The sequence below is a fragment of the Pseudoalteromonas sp. C8 genome (assembly GCF_011378685.1).
Taxonomy (GTDB): domain Bacteria; phylum Pseudomonadota; class Gammaproteobacteria; order Enterobacterales; family Alteromonadaceae; genus Pseudoalteromonas; species Pseudoalteromonas arctica.
In genome coordinates this window covers 81,157-94,671 of the sequence record NZ_WTKT01000014.1, presented here as the reverse complement: position 1 = coordinate 94,671, position 13,515 = coordinate 81,157, and the positions used below count along the sequence as shown (strand labels likewise).

Genomic DNA, 13,515 nt, shown 5'->3' with positions numbered 1-13,515 from the left:
AAAATCGCCGTAAACAACTACGTTTACAGCGATCTGTTTAGCATTAAATTAAAAAACAATTAATTTGTAGCTAATGTTGATCTATTTTTAACATATTTATATAAGCCAATTAACGACGCTGCAATCCAAAATATTTCGATTACAAAGCTCGCTAAATTAAAGTTATAACAAAGGCTAATTAACAGTAAAATTGCCCCTGTTAAATTCATCATATTATACGTTAAGCTAGCTGGAGATGTTTTACCTAGCTGCAGTAAAAAAAATGAACCAACTACTAAAAAAGTACCTGTCATGCCTATGATGTCAAATAAGAGTGCTATCACGAAACTATCCTTTATCCATTTTTAAATAACCCAATAAACTGGCCCGATCCATGGGGAGGGTATTTTTTCATTCATTGAAACAGCAAACCGGGCGATTCTATCAATATGGTAAATTCTAACAAGGCCATATGTCCGCATGCACAAGGCTTTATACTTATTCGCTTAATTAAGTATTATTGCGGTTTAGTATTACTTCATATACCTTATTTAAAGGTTACTTTGCCGCCAATTATTTTATAGGCCGGCGCACCGCGAATAATCGCTTCTCGGGCAAATGGCCGGCTACAGTTAGGGCAAATACAAGCCTCTGTTGTAAAGTCTTGGCTAATACGCTCTTTAAAGCACTTAATTAATGCTCCTTTCCCCCCTTTTCGATATTTAAATAAAGAGGCTTTACAAGCAGAGCAAAAAATATCAACCGTTTTAGTAGGGCCTTTTTTGTTGGGTTTTGCCATTACGTCCTGCGGTATTATATAAAGAGTAATTAGCAATTATATCAGTTTAGATGGGTAAAGGTTACCACCTCTGACTTAGAATTTAGATACGGCAGACTTAATCTATAAAGGCCCATTAAAATATAGCCCTTATAAAATAAACACATCCTAATCTTTAAAAAAGAAGCGGTTTAGCTGAGATGACAATACATTCATATTAAAAGGTTTGACTATAAACCCTGATACCTTAGCTGCAATAACTTGCTTAACTTTATCTGTACTGTCTTCACAAGTAACCATTAAGACGGGAATATCAGCGAGTTCTTTATCTTTTCGAATGTTAGTAAGTAAACTAACGCCATCCATTTTTGGCATATGAAGGTCAGTAATAACCAAATCGAAATGTTGATTACGCAGAAATACCAAAGCTTGCAATCCATCAGTTGCTTCAACGATATTGCTATACTCTAGTTTTCTAAGCATATTAATTAGTACGTGTCGCATGAGTGGCATATCATCAACAACTAATATTTTCATTAGTTTCTTTACCAAATTGTATAATGGGATTATATAAAACTACTCTACTCGTAGATAAGGATCAAATTTGGATTTGCTGATTATTTAAATCTTACGGCCATATCCCTAAAATGAGCCCCATTAACGAAAATTGTAAAATATGGTACCCCCCGTTAATTAAAAAAAGCTTTAGAGGGCGTTGCTCAAATATATAACTCAATCCAAATGAACTACTGATCCAAAAAAAGCCGATCACAAAGCCGGCTCCTATACTTTCACCTACGCTTGCATCCTTACCTAAAAAAAGAGATAGCATTAAAGCCGCTATAAAAACTAAAAAAAAACTGCCACCAAATATCAACTTAGGGTTAGCCGATTGTAAATCCAGATCAGTTAAGCCAATACTTTCTAGCCATGCATTTTTAAAGAGAGCTTTTGAATACCATATACCACCAAGCATAAAAGAAGACAGTGCAGCCACTAGTATCGCAAAATAATCTACATCTAAAAGGTTCATACAAACAGCCATATACAAAAAGTGTAATACCGTTTGGTATTAAATATTAACGGTATAAAGATACTCCCAATGTAGTTATAAATAGGGGATTGAGCAAATGGCCTAACTTAAATTAATTTTTTGTATAGAAGGTAATTATAAAAATAAAATTTATAAATCGCCAAATTTTGCATTGGTCAATAAGGCTAAATCAGTTGGCGAGAGTGCTATTTCTAAGCCTCTTTTTCCGGCGCTCACATAAATAGTGTCAAAGAGAGAAGCACTGCTATGAATAAACGTAGCTAGACGTTTTTTTTGTCCAAGCGGACTCACCCCTCCTAAAATATAACCGGTACTAACTTGTACTTTTTGTGGGGCAGCCATAATTACTTTTTTAGCCCCACATAATTTAGCTAACTGTTTTAAATTAACTTGTTGAGATACAGGCGTTACAGCAACAATCAGTTGCCCTTCATGTGTTTCAAGTACTATGGTTTTAAATACTTGTGCACTGTCTAAATTTAACTTTTCAACGGCTTCAAGCCCGTAGTGGCTATTATTCTTATCGTGCTCATAACTGAGTACTTCAAAGGTTTTTTTTTGCTTTTTAAGTAGATCTATTGCTGGTGTCATGCTGTTTCATCTTTTTTATTCACAGTAACAAAAATTAAGTTTAAAGCAAAAAAAAACGACGCTAAAAGCGTCGTTTTTTTGTTTATAATAATTTAAATTTATTTAGTTAAATCATCAAAAAACTTTTTAACACCGTCAAAAAAGCCTTGCTCTTTAGGACGGTTTTTAGAGCTATCTGTGCCCATGCTTTCATCTAACTCTTGAAGTAGTTCACGTTGACGCTCGTTAAGATTAACTGGCGTTTCGATTACCACTTTACAAATTAGATCGCCTTGTGCACCACTGCGTACAGACTTAACACCTTTGCCACGCATACGGAACATTTTGCCCGTTTGAGTTTCAGACGGTATTTTAAGTTTTGCACGACCATCAAGTGTTGGCACCTGAATTTCGCCACCAAGGCCTGCTGTAGTAAAGCTAATTGGTACTTCACAATATAAATTATTCGCTTCACGTACAAATATTTCATGTTCACGAACCGATACTTGCACATACAAGTCGCCCGATGGCGCGCCATGCATTCCGGCTTCGCCTTCACCCGTTAAGCGGATACGGTCGCCTGTATCAACGCCAGCTGGAATCTTAACTGAAAGCGTTTTAGTTTTTTCTACGCGGCCTTGTCCATGACAACTGTTACAAGGGTCTGAAATAATTTGACCTTGCCCCTGACACGTTGGACACGTTTGCTGAACAGCAAAGAAACCTTGGCGCATTTGCACTTGGCCAGCACCATGACATGTAGTACATGTTTTAGGTTTAGAACCCGCTTTAGCACCACTGCCATCACATGGCTCACAACCAACCCATGTAGGTACTTTAATTTCAACTTCTTTACCACGAACAGCTTCTTCTAAGCTTAAGTCCATGTTGTAACGTAAATCAGATCCACGTTGTTGACGAGATTGACGTCGACCACCGCCGCCACCAAAAATATCGCCAAATACGTCGCCAAATACATCACCAAAGTCGCCATGTCCGCCACCAAAACCACCGTGACCACCGCCACCACCTTGTTCAAAGGCTGCGTGACCATGTTGGTCATACATTTGACGTTTTTGATCGTCGGTTAGTATTTCATACGCTTCTTTAACTTCTTTAAATTTTATTTCGAGATCTTTATCGCCTGCGGTACGATCTGGATGATATTTCATCGCTAAGCGTTTATACGCTTTTTTTATGTCTCGCTCACTCGCATCTTTGCTTACGCCGAGGACTTCGTAATAATCGCGTTTTGACATATCTATCACACTACTCTTTTCTGTTTACAGCGTAAGCTGCAGGATAAATCGATAAATCGCATCGATTTATCATTGAATTTTTAAACCTTGAATACATGCAAAAGGCGCGACAAGCTATTGCTCGCGCGCCTCAATTGTTCATCCTAACCTAAACACCTAACTGAGTTAAGTGTTTTTGGCTAGCGAGAAGCGGTAGCAACAATTACTTGTCGTCTTTCACTTCTTCGAACTCTGCATCAACAACGTCGTCGTCTTGCTTAGTTGACTGTTGTTCGCCAGCGTCTGCTGAACCTTGCTGTGCTTTCGCTTGAGCAATTTCCATTAGTTTTTGAGACTTTTCAGCAAGAGCTTGAGTTTTAGCTTCAATCTCTTCTTTATTGTCGCTCTTAATTGCAGCTTCTAAATCTACAACAGCAGCTTCAATTGCTTCTTTGTCTTCGTTTGGTAATGCATCGCCAGCTTCTTCAATTTGCTTACGTGTACCGTGAACTAAAGCATCAGCTTGGTTACGAGCAGCTACAAGTTCTTCAAACTTTTTATCGTCTTCAGCATGTGCTTCTGCATCACGAACCATCGCTTCAATTTCGTCATCGCTTAAGCCTGAAGATGCTTGAATCGTAATCTTTTGCTCTTTACCTGTATCTTTATCTTTCGCAGATACATGTAAGATACCATCGGCATCAACATCAAATGTTACTTCGATTTGTGGTGTACCACGTTGTGCTGGACGAATACCTTCTAGGTTAAATTGACCTAGAGATTTATTGTCGCTTGAACGTTTACGCTCACCTTGAAGTACATGAATTGTTACAGCAGATTGATTATCTTCAGCTGTTGAGAAAGTTTGCGATTTCTTAGTAGGAATCGTCGTGTTTTTCTCAATCAATGCAGTCATTACTGAACCCATTGTCTCAATACCTAGAGATAATGGAGAAACGTCTAGTAATAGTACATCTTTAACGTCACCAGCAAGTACACCACCTTGAATCGCTGCGCCTACGGCTACTGCTTCATCAGGGTTAACATCTTTACGAGGCTCTTTACCGAAGAACTCTGCAACGATTTTTTGTACTAAAGGCATACGTGTTTGACCACCAACAAGAATAATGTCGTTGATGTCGCTTACTGATAAATCAGCATCAGCAAGTGCACGTTTAAGTGGCTCAATTGTTTTAGTTACTAAATCTTCAACTAGTGACTCAAGCTTAGCACGTGTTAGTTTCACGTTCATGTGCTTAGGACCAGATGCATCAGCAGTTACATACGGAAGGTTTACTTCTGTAGACTGTGCAGATGAAAGTTCAATTTTTGCTTTTTCAGCAGCTTCTTTAACACGTTGCATTGCAAGCGGATCATTTTTAAGGTCTAAGCCTTGATCTTTCTTGAATTCAGCTACTAAGTAGTTGATTACGCGGTTATCGAAATCTTCACCACCTAAGTGAGTGTCGCCGTTTGTAGCAAGTACTTCAAAAGTGTGCTCGCCTTCAACTTCATCAATTTCAATGATTGATAAATCGAAAGTACCGCCACCTAAGTCATATACTGCAACTACGTTTTCGCCACGGTTTTTATCCATACCGTAAGCAAGTGCCGCAGCCGTTGGCTCATTGATAATACGTTTAACTTCAAGACCCGCAATACGACCAGCATCTTTCGTAGCTTGACGTTGTGAATCATTAAAGTATGCAGGTACTGTGATTACGGCTTCAGTTACTTCTTCACCTAAGAAGTCTTCAGCTGTTTTCTTCATTTTTTTCAGTACTTCAGCAGAAATTTGTGGTGCAGCGCGTTTTTCGCCGCCCGCTTCTACCCATGCATCGCCGTTATCAGCTTTAACAATTTTAAACGGCATGATGCCGATATCGCGTTGTACTTCTTCGTCTTCAAAACGACGACCAATTAAACGCTTAATTGCAAATAATGTGTTTGTCGGGTTAGTAACCGCTTGACGCTTAGCAGATTGACCTACTAATGTTTCGCCGTCTTGCGTGTAAGCAATAATAGACGGGGTTGTGCGATCGCCTTCCGCGTTTTCAATAACACGTGCTTTGCCACCATCAAGTACTGCAACACAAGAGTTTGTAGTACCTAAATCGATTCCAATAATTTTACCCATGAAACTTCTCCAACTTCAATATTCGTTAATACGTTCGATGACATAGTAAATAGGGATGCGCCAAACTTATTTCAACTGTAAAAATGAAAAAAAATTCATTTTTTATGATTTATTTACAAAATAACCCTAATAATTGTAAGGAATGATGATTTTTACACCGCTGGAGTCGCTTTTAATTACTGGTCTGACTAGTTTGATTGTGTTATAAATTTATTAAATCGCACTATAAAAGGATATCTTCTATGCATTTTGAACAATTACTTCAGCAAGCCTCAAAAATTGGAAATTCAGACAATACCGAACAATCAACTAGCACAATGCAATTCCCAGAAAACTGGTGTCAGGGCAGAACTGCTTTTGGTGGGCTTTCGGCTGCGCTGTTATATCAAGCAATCAGAGGCAAGGTAACGGATGATCGTCGCTTACTTTCACTCAGTACTAATTTTGTAGGGCCGTTACTTGCCGATACCCCTTTTTCATTGTCTGTTGAAATACTGCGCCAAGGTAAAAGTAGCACACAGGTACTCGCCAAAGCGATTCAAAATGAACAAGTGTGCGTAATTGTACAAGCGTGTTTTGCTAAAAGTAGAGAGTCGGGTATTAATGTGCCTGTTTCGAAGTCTTTGGGTTTAAAACCAGTAGATGAGCGCCATACATTACCTTTTATAAAAGATCAGATGCCTGAATTTTTCCAACATGTTGATTTGTGCCCACAGCAAGGGGGTATGCCATTTAGTAGTGCAGAAACTTCTCATCTAGGTGGCTGGATGCGCTTTAAACATACGCCCGAACAAATAACTGAAGCCCATGTGATTGCACTTACCGATGCATGGCCGCCAACACTTTTACAAATGTTTAAACAACCCGCTCCTGCAAGTAGCATGTCGTGGTATTTAGAATTTGTGCAAGAGCCAAACTTAACACCTGGAGAATGGCTTGGCTTTGAAGCAATTACTCATCATTCAAAAGATGGTTACGGTTTAGAGGATGGCTGTATATGGTCGCAGTCGGGTGAGCTAATAGCGCTTACACGTCAAACAGTGGCTTTATTTGATTGATGAATGGGTTTGGCCTTCATCAACAATCCTTTTATAAGTACCATTTTGCTTGATGAGCGCCAAACCAATATCAAACTCAGTAGCTAAAGAGAAGTTGTTAAAATAAGCAGGTCGATCTGCTTTTGGAAATAAAGTGTAAATTTGCACAGCTTCGGGGGATTTATGCCGATTGTAGTAATGGTAAAAAATACGCTTATCTAACACAATTACATCAACCCAACCTTTTAACAGCTTATCTACCTGCGCTTTTTGATTAATAACCTCTTGATATGAGCTAAAGTGTTTAACATTCCTTTTAAATATAGGAGGCAGATATGCCGTTGCATTTTGAAAAGCAAGAACGTTTTTATTAAACATGCCTTCTATTTTATCGATGTTATATTTATTTCGCTTGAGTGTAATGGCCACATTTTCATAACTAAGTACCGTTTTACTTGGATAAATACCCGCACTAATTCCTCCAGCATAATTTAAAAGTATATCTACTCCTTTATTATGTAATTGATGCTCAGCGCGTTTGTTCGACATATATTGCACATTAATATTAGCAAATCCATTGGCCTTTAACGCGGCTTTTATTAAATTTAGGTGTATACCCGAGTCCGTTTTTACAAAAACATAGGGTGGAATTGATGCGCTCGCAGCGATGATTATCTCTCGCTCTTTATTAATAGCCACAGCATTTTGCGAGCAAACAAAGAGCCACATTAATATGTAGTAAAAATAATATTTCACACGCTTCCTTTATATAACGAACAGCTTGATGGCAGAACGCGTTGTATTAATGTATTAAATATAGCAAAATTGAAGAAATATTCTTCTTGCTTGGTATTAAATTGCAAACTGTATGCCCCTGCTGCGATCTGATCATAGATATACCTCGCATAATCGCAAAACAAATGGCGATATGCCCACATTGCCACCATAAACTTTGCGAAGCCGATGTTAATCACGATAGTCGTATAGTTGCACTAAGCTTTAGCGCACTATTAATGCTGCTGAGCAGTATGTTTTACCCTTTTATTTCTTTTAGCAGTAGTGGTATTACTCAAACTATTACTCTGCCCGACGCGGCTCAAATTTTATTTAATTATGATAGTGAACTGCTTGGCTTATTTATTGATTTGAGCATTATTGCTCTGCCTATGGGTTTGCTTCTTATTTTAATTCCTTTGCATCTTGGGCTTTTAAAAACATTACCAGAGGGCATAGCAAGGCGACTACTAAAGTTCACCCTTGCGTTAGAACCGTGGATTATGTCGGAAATATTTTTAATTGGCGTACTTGTTAGTATGGTTAAAATCATGTCGCTGGCTGATATTAGCTTTGGCACGAGTTTTTGGGCTTATGTGGGGTTTGTTATTTTATACATAGCCGCGCTTGTTCACTTAAATCGCCCACGCTTATGGGCTCAAATAAAGCCTGTAAAAGTACTCGAAGGCGCAGAGCATGCTAAACGTGCAATAGATGAAAATATTAAAGCCTGCCATGTGTGCCACCAACTATGTACCGGTAATATTTGTCAGCGTTGCCATACAAAAACGCACGTTAGAAATCCTTACAGCGTACAAAAAGCAGCAGCTTGGCTAATTACCTCTGTTGTTTGTTATATTCCAGCTAATGTTTTGCCTATTATGCATACCACTAGTCTTGGGGATGAATCCCCTTCGACTTTAATTGGTGGTGTTATTACTCTTTGGAAAAGTGGCTCCTACCCTATTGCCGCTATTATATTTTTAGCCAGCGTTGTGGTGCCACTTGCTAAAGCTTTTGTATTGAGCTTTTTATGCTTTATGGTAACGAGACCTGCCAATAGACATACAAAAAGTTACACCCGAATTTATCAACTGACTGAGTTTATTGGAAAATGGTCGATGATAGATGTATTCGTGGTTGCTATTTTAGTTGCCTTAGTTCAACTGGGTAATTTAATGTCAGTAACACCAGGATTAGGCATTGTATTTTTTACAGTTATGGTAATATGCCAAATGATGGCTGCCCATGCCTTTGACCCACGCTTGTTGTGGGATTCCCCTAAAAACAAAAAATCAGAGAACAAAGCATGACCGAAACTGCCGAAATAACAAAAGAACCGAAAATTTCCGCTATCTGGATCATTCCGGCAATTGCGCTGTTAGTGGGCATGTGGATGTTATACCAATACCAAGCTAATAAAGGCCCTACAATTTTTATCGAAATGCCACAAGCTGAGGGCATTATTGCAGGTAAAACTGAAATAAAAGTGCGCAGTGTAAAAATAGGTCAAATTGATCATGTTCGACTATCAGACACCCAAGACAGCGTTATTGCCCGTGCGCAAATAGACAAAAACTACAATAACTTATTAACCGATGATGCCAAAATTTGGGTCGTAAAACCACGCATTGATGAAACGGGTATTAGCGGAATGAGCACGCTATTGTCTGGTGTATATTTAGAGTTTTCACCCGGTGAAAGTAAAGAGCTAAAAGAGCGTTTTAAATTACAAGACGAACCCGCCCTCATTGGTAAAGATGTGAAAGGTGGCCGTTTCAAATTAATGAGTTACAACGCTGAAGTGCTTGATGTGAGTACCGGTATATTTTTCAAAAATTACAAAATAGGGCAAATAGAAACCGCCACTTTTGATTGGGAAAACCAAGCAATGAAGTACGGCGTATTTATTAAAGAACCTTATCAAAATCTCATCACCATGAACTCTATTTTTTGGGTGAACGCAGGGATTGAAATTGACCTATCTGCCGATGGTATCAATATTAATACGGGCTCTTTAAGTAAACTTTTAAAAGGCGGCATTTCGGTTGGCTTACCTGAGCAGCAGGCCCCGGGTGAAATAGCACAAGACGGACATAGCTTTTCATTAAGCCAAAGCTATAAAGAGGCGCTAGAAGAGCGCTTTTACGATTTTGATTACTACCTCATTGAATTTGAACAGTCAGTTCGAGGACTACGCACTGGTGCGCCTGTAGAATATAGAGGTATGCGTGTAGGTACTGTTGTTGAAACCCCTGCCAATGTAATTATTGACGGTAAACCTGCCCACTTTAGAAACCATAATACGGCGGTTCCAGTACTTATAAAAGTAGAATACGGACGCTTGTATCACGACAGTGCCTCAGCTAAAGAGTATTGGCAAGGTAGTTTAAAAGGCTGGATTGAAAGTGGTATGCGCGCCTCGTTAAAGCCTGGTAATTTATTAACGGGTGCAGTGTACGTTGATTTTGATATATACCCAGATGCACCGCAAGCACACCTAGGTAAACTTGTGCAATATGATGTTTTTCCGAGTATTTCTAGCGGCATAACCGTATTAGCAGACCAAGTCTCTGACGTACTTAATAAAGTAAATAACTTAAAAGTTGAAGATAGCTTAGAACAAATGCAAGCCACATTTACCGATTACCGAGCGCTTGCTAATGAAATGCGAGAGCTGCTAAGCCAAAAAGATACACAAAACTTACCGAGGGATTTTAACCGTAACTTTGAAAAGATGACAAAAAGTATGGAGCAGTTTGAAGTAACTATGCGCCAATTTGATAAAACCATGGCCAGTTACCAAGCAGGTTCTGAACTTCATCATCAAATACAGCAAACATTAAAAGAGTTTAAACGTTTAAGTGAGGGCCTACAGCCTCTAACTCGCGGATTAAACGAGCAACCTAATATGCTAATTTTTGATAAATCATTACCAGCAGATCCAAAACCAAGGAAGCAATAATGAAATCGTTATTTTTAACTGCAAGTTTATTATTACTATTGGCAGGTTGTAGTTCATCAATACAAACTGCGACACAGTATTACCAGTTTGAGCAGCCTATTAGCGCCTCGTCTCGAAATGTGACAGACACAGACGCACAATTAAGAATACAAACAGTTGTACTTAGAGGTGCTTTAAATAATTTAGGTATTGCTATGAAAATAGATAGCAACCAAATTCATGCCGCAAATTACAACCTGTGGGGCGAATCGCCGGATGTAATGCTCACTGCAACAGCCCAGCAAACTCTTTTTAATGCTATGCCAAATTGGATGGTAATAAAGGGCTTGCCGGTCATTACCGAACTCGATCAACAAACGTTTTATGAACTGGAATACGAAATTCACCACTTTAATGGCGACATGGAAGGTAACGCTGATATTTCAGGGCTTTGGCGTTTATATTACACACACCCTGAAACAGGCCGACGTCTTATAAGTATTCATAATTTTTCAAACCTAGTGCCTATAGATGATGATGGATACGACGGTTTAGTTTCAACGCTTGAAGCAACATGGCTAAATATAAACCTAAATGTTGCAAAACAAATAGAACAAGCAAGACTTTAATCATTAAGCGAAAATATAATTACGGCGGTTTGATCATTATTGATAACCGCCTTGCCCTCTATTTTAAAGCCCAATTTTAACAACACATTCTGCGATGCCCTATTATCTGGTGATGTTATTGCACACAATTTTGTAATTCCAAATTCATGCTTATGGCGCAAAAGTGCGCTGGCCGCTTCAAAAACATAGCCCTTTTTTTCAAAACCGCTTACAAGTGCAAAACCTAAATCAGGTTGTTGTAACGCTGCTCGTTTATAAAACCCAACAACGCCAACCACTACAGCATTATGCAAAGTAATAACATAAGGCCCAAAGCCTTGGTATTTATGAGAAGCAACAAATGACTGATTGATGTATGACTTGGCATCATCAAGGGTATAAATTGCTTTATCACCAATGTGCTCTATAAAACTAGCCTGATTAACTAGCTTAAGTAAAATAGCTGCATCAAGCTCATTTGCATGGCGTAACAACAGACGATTTGTTTTAAGTACGGCGTTCAATGTAAGTTCCTCTAAAAAACTTTGTTTAGCATATAACTTTTTGTTGACTGAAATTAAAAAGCAGATTATTTTTGCGCCGATGTTTTTACAGGCACAACAATAGCGGTTTGCACTCCTTGCACCGTCTGGCGCCAAAGCCAACGCGTTTCACTTAAACAGCTATTTAACATAACTGTTTATGTGTCCCTCCCTCGCGTACAAAAGCAGTGACTTGGAAAATGATTTAACAACAAACTTATCATCTTCTTTGTTTTTGTATAAGCAGCTTGAAAATTAATTTAATTTTTATGCATGCTTTTAATTTTGTGAATACTTAAATGCTTGAACCTTCTGCGTTGAGTTTACTACCACCGTTAGTGGTGGTTGTATTGGCTGTTGTATTACGCCGCCCTATTTTATCTTTACTTATTGGTGCTTTAGTTGGTTTAGTTATAGCCGATCCTGCACAGGTACTTACTAACTTTGCGAGTACATCGCTAAAAGTGATGACAGACGAAACCATCGGCTGGCTAATACTTGTATGTGGTGGTTTTGGCGCTTTAATCGCACTGTTAGTGCGCACAGGTGGAGCATCGGCTTTTGGCAAGCTAGCTCTTAAGTACACCAAAGGTAAGCGTTCATCGTTGTTCATGACCTTTTGTTTAGGTGTGGTTATTTTTATTGATGACTACTTAAATGCGCTTACTGTGGGTGAAACCATGAAACGCATTACCGATAAATTTAAAGTTAGCCGCGAAATGCTTGCTTACGTTGTTGACTCTACTGCTGCACCAATTTGTGTGCTTGTGCCTTTATCTACCTGGGCGGTATTTTTTAGTGGCTTATTGGTAGATAACGGTATTGCTGAAGAAGGCAAAGGTATTGCTGTTTATATTCAAGCTATTCCGTACATGTTTTACGCGTGGTTTGCGGTGCTTGTTGTTTTACTTGTTGTGTTGGGTGTTATTCCTGCGATTGGTCCAATGAAAAAAGCAGAACAAATGGCGCAAATTGAGCAAGCTCAAGTCGATCCAGCTCAATACAATAACGTTCAAACGGCAGATGAATACGCAGTAAAAGCAGCTGAAGAAAACTTTGAAGACGCTGATCCTAAAGGTAAATTACGTAACTTTTTAGTGCCGATTATTTTACTAATCGCATTTACTGTTTACTTTGAAATAGACGTATACAAAGGCTTACTAGCAACAATGGCGGTCACTCTCCCGTTTTATGCGCTACAAAAATTAATGAGCGTAAGTGAAATGATTGAGCGCATGCTTGATGGCTTTAAAAGTATGATCCCCGCTATTGGTACTGTTATAGCGGCGTTTATATTCAAAGACGTATGCGACTTAATTGGTTTGCCTCAGTTTGTTATTGGTAGCTTAAGCCCTTATATGACCGCAGCATATTTACCAGCCGTGGTATTTATTTCAATGGCTATTTTAGCGTTTGCAACAGGGTCGAGTTGGGGTATTTTTGCTGTATCAATTCCGATTGTTATGCCACTGGCAAATGCGGTTGATGCAAACATACCACTGGTCATTGGTGCGCTATTATCGGCTTCTTCTTTTGGTAGCCAAGCGTGTTTTTACTCAGATTCAACCGTACTCGCAGCGCAAGGCTCTGGTTGTAATTTAATGAGCCATGCCGTTACACAATTGCCTTACACGCTAATTGCTGCGGCATTAGCTGTTATAGGCTTTTTAATAATGGCTTAAATATTATACCAATCCGCAATAATACTTAATCATTTTGCGGGGCTAAACGTGTCGCTACCTGCGTTAAAAAATTTTCATTTAGAACAACTAAATAGCGAATTTTTTGCCTAGCTATCAACACGTTTTTCCATCCTCAAAATAGATCACTTAATTAAGCGAATTGGTATTATTA

14 protein-coding genes are annotated in these 13,515 nt (G+C 38.8%); 5 read left to right on the top strand and 9 right to left on the bottom strand.

From position 1 onward, the window contains the following. Positions 1-59: 59 nt before the first annotated feature. From GQR39_RS14210 to dnaK, 7 genes are all read right to left on the bottom strand, one after another. Complete coding sequence (locus GQR39_RS14210) at positions 60-323, bottom strand: hypothetical protein (protein WP_010553937.1); 264 nt, start codon at positions 321-323, stop codon at positions 60-62. A 203-nt stretch (positions 324-526) separates the two neighbouring features. Continuing rightward, a complete protein-coding gene (locus GQR39_RS14205; RefSeq protein WP_010553938.1) occupies positions 527-778 on the bottom strand; it encodes a hypothetical protein in 252 nt (83 codons plus the stop codon). A 147-nt stretch (positions 779-925) separates the two neighbouring features. Then, positions 926-1,294 (bottom strand): response regulator, encoded by a 369-nt coding sequence (locus GQR39_RS14200; protein WP_010553939.1) that lies wholly within the window; start codon positions 1,292-1,294, stop codon positions 926-928. A gap of 91 nt (positions 1,295-1,385) precedes the next feature. Beyond that, the gene (locus GQR39_RS14195) at positions 1,386-1,790 is read right to left on the bottom strand and encodes a DUF1761 domain-containing protein (RefSeq protein WP_024609209.1); all 405 of its coding nucleotides are present in this window, start codon (positions 1,788-1,790) and stop codon (positions 1,386-1,388) included. A 150-nt stretch (positions 1,791-1,940) separates the two neighbouring features. Beyond that, complete coding sequence (gene ybaK, locus GQR39_RS14190; RefSeq protein ID WP_007585460.1) at positions 1,941-2,402, bottom strand: Cys-tRNA(Pro) deacylase; 462 nt, start codon at positions 2,400-2,402, stop codon at positions 1,941-1,943. 98 nt (positions 2,403-2,500) lie between these two features. Continuing rightward, positions 2,501-3,640: a molecular chaperone DnaJ gene (dnaJ, locus tag GQR39_RS14185; RefSeq protein ID WP_010553942.1), complete on the bottom strand. Its 1,140-nt coding sequence runs from the start codon at positions 3,638-3,640 to the stop codon at positions 2,501-2,503. Positions 3,641-3,842: 202 nt separating this feature from the next. Then, entirely contained in the window at positions 3,843-5,756 is a 1,914-nt protein-coding gene (gene dnaK / locus GQR39_RS14180) for a molecular chaperone DnaK (RefSeq protein WP_008171317.1), read from the bottom strand. A gap of 242 nt (positions 5,757-5,998) precedes the next feature. Here dnaK and GQR39_RS14175 point away from each other — a divergent pair, with 242 nt between their 5' ends. Next, on the top strand, positions 5,999-6,814 hold the full coding sequence (locus GQR39_RS14175) for a thioesterase family protein (RefSeq protein WP_165735930.1): 816 nt from the start codon (positions 5,999-6,001) through the stop codon (positions 6,812-6,814). Here GQR39_RS14175 and GQR39_RS14170 read toward each other — a convergent pair. Continuing rightward, a complete protein-coding gene (locus GQR39_RS14170; RefSeq protein ID WP_197173720.1) occupies positions 6,803-7,549 on the bottom strand; it encodes a transporter substrate-binding domain-containing protein in 747 nt (248 codons plus the stop codon). The genes GQR39_RS14175 and GQR39_RS14170 overlap by 12 nt on opposite strands. Positions 7,550-7,713: 164 nt before the next feature. Between GQR39_RS14170 and GQR39_RS14165 the strand changes: the two genes are divergently transcribed. From GQR39_RS14165 to GQR39_RS14155, 3 genes are read left to right on the top strand one after another with little or no spacing between them, the layout of a single operon-like run. Further along, entirely contained in the window at positions 7,714-8,880 is a 1,167-nt protein-coding gene (locus GQR39_RS14165) for a paraquat-inducible protein A (protein ID WP_240918212.1), read from the top strand. Continuing rightward, on the top strand, positions 8,877-10,532 hold the full coding sequence (pqiB, locus tag GQR39_RS14160) for an intermembrane transport protein PqiB (protein WP_165735928.1): 1,656 nt from the start codon (positions 8,877-8,879) through the stop codon (positions 10,530-10,532). Before GQR39_RS14165 ends, pqiB begins: the two co-directional genes overlap by 4 nt. Continuing rightward, on the top strand, positions 10,532-11,140 hold the full coding sequence (locus GQR39_RS14155) for a PqiC family protein (protein ID WP_165735927.1): 609 nt from the start codon (positions 10,532-10,534) through the stop codon (positions 11,138-11,140). Before pqiB ends, GQR39_RS14155 begins: the two co-directional genes overlap by 1 nt. Here the strand turns inward: GQR39_RS14155 and GQR39_RS14150 are convergent. Beyond that, entirely contained in the window at positions 11,137-11,643 is a 507-nt protein-coding gene (locus GQR39_RS14150) for a GNAT family N-acetyltransferase (RefSeq protein WP_101217035.1), read from the bottom strand. The two genes, GQR39_RS14155 and GQR39_RS14150, sit on opposite strands and share 4 nt — an antisense overlap. 317 nt (positions 11,644-11,960) lie before the next feature. Here GQR39_RS14150 and GQR39_RS14145 point away from each other — a divergent pair, with 317 nt between their 5' ends. Beyond that, the gene (locus GQR39_RS14145) at positions 11,961-13,343 is read left to right on the top strand and encodes a Na+/H+ antiporter NhaC family protein (protein ID WP_024591807.1); all 1,383 of its coding nucleotides are present in this window, start codon (positions 11,961-11,963) and stop codon (positions 13,341-13,343) included. The last annotated feature ends 172 nt before the right edge of the window (positions 13,344-13,515 follow it).

Excerpts from the sequence above, each read along its gene's own strand:
- GQR39_RS14205 (WP_010553938.1), bottom strand. The coding sequence starts at position 778 with ATGGCAAAACCCAACAAAAAAGGCCCTACTAAAACGGTTGATATTTTT.
- GQR39_RS14200 (WP_010553939.1), bottom strand. The coding sequence starts at position 1,294 with ATGAAAATATTAGTTGTTGATGATATGCCACTCATGCGACACGTACTA.
- GQR39_RS14195 (WP_024609209.1), bottom strand. The coding sequence starts at position 1,790 with ATGAACCTTTTAGATGTAGATTATTTTGCGATACTAGTGGCTGCACTG.
- ybaK (WP_007585460.1), bottom strand. The coding sequence starts at position 2,402 with ATGACACCAGCAATAGATCTACTTAAAAAGCAAAAAAAAACCTTTGAA.
- dnaJ (WP_010553942.1), bottom strand. The coding sequence starts at position 3,640 with ATGTCAAAACGCGATTATTACGAAGTCCTCGGCGTAAGCAAAGATGCG.
- dnaK (WP_008171317.1), bottom strand. The coding sequence starts at position 5,756 with ATGGGTAAAATTATTGGAATCGATTTAGGTACTACAAACTCTTGTGTT.
- GQR39_RS14175 (WP_165735930.1), top strand. The coding sequence starts at position 5,999 with ATGCATTTTGAACAATTACTTCAGCAAGCCTCAAAAATTGGAAATTCA.
- GQR39_RS14165 (WP_240918212.1), top strand. The coding sequence starts at position 7,714 with ATGGCGATATGCCCACATTGCCACCATAAACTTTGCGAAGCCGATGTT.
- pqiB (WP_165735928.1), top strand. The coding sequence starts at position 8,877 with ATGACCGAAACTGCCGAAATAACAAAAGAACCGAAAATTTCCGCTATC.
- GQR39_RS14155 (WP_165735927.1), top strand. The coding sequence starts at position 10,532 with ATGAAATCGTTATTTTTAACTGCAAGTTTATTATTACTATTGGCAGGT.
- GQR39_RS14145 (WP_024591807.1), top strand. The coding sequence starts at position 11,961 with ATGCTTGAACCTTCTGCGTTGAGTTTACTACCACCGTTAGTGGTGGTT.